General features: G+C 50.9%; 2 tRNA genes and 1 rRNA gene. All 3 read left to right on the top strand.

Features of this window, described 5'->3' with window-relative positions:
- Positions 1-36: 36 nt before the first annotated feature.
- Positions 37-113, top strand: a tRNA-Ile gene (locus C1Y41_RS19715).
- Positions 114-260: 147 nt separating this feature from the next.
- A tRNA-Ala gene (locus tag C1Y41_RS19710) sits at positions 261-336 on the top strand.
- Between the two features lie 195 nt (positions 337-531).
- Positions 532-623: ribosomal RNA gene (locus C1Y41_RS19705) — 23S ribosomal RNA — on the top strand; the annotation flags it as partial.

Here is a 623-nt window from a genome sequence, read left to right as displayed (position 1 = left end):
TGTCTGATAGAAAGTAACGAGCAGAAAAACCTCTACAGGCTTGTAGCTCAGGTGGTTAGAGCGCACCCCTGATAAGGGTGAGGTCGGTGGTTCAAGTCCACTCAGGCCTACCAGATTTGTCTCATGCGGCGTTATGTACTCGGTCGTTTACCAAAGTAAACTTCCCTCCTACATGCCTTGCCTGAGCACGAATTTACATTCCTCATGCAAAGAATGTAACTCCTGGTGAGTGGTAGTAGTGGTCTCTGCAGTGACTGTATGGGGCTATAGCTCAGCTGGGAGAGCGCCTGCCTTGCACGCAGGAGGTCAGCGGTTCGATCCCGCTTAGCTCCACCATTACAGTCCTGAAAAATACTTCAGAATGCACCTCAGGGCGCATTGCGAAGTATTTGCTCTTTAACAATCCGGAACAAGCTGAAAATTTGAAACGACCGCGTCGTATCCGTTCTCCGTAATAAGAACGAGGCATGATGCGGCCGGGTCTCAAGATTATCGTGATTCACGAGCGTTCAAAACGCCTGTGGGTTGTGAGGTTAAGCGACCAAGCGTACACGGTGGATGCCCTGGCAGTCAGAGGCGATGAAGGACGTGCTAATCTGCGAAAAGCGCCGGCAAGGTGATAT

Origin of the sequence: Pantoea sp. ICBG 1758 (genome assembly GCF_002928325.1) — a bacterium.
Lineage (GTDB): Bacteria > Pseudomonadota > Gammaproteobacteria > Enterobacterales > Enterobacteriaceae > Pantoea > Pantoea eucrina.
This window is presented reverse-complemented; position numbering and strand designations above follow the sequence as displayed.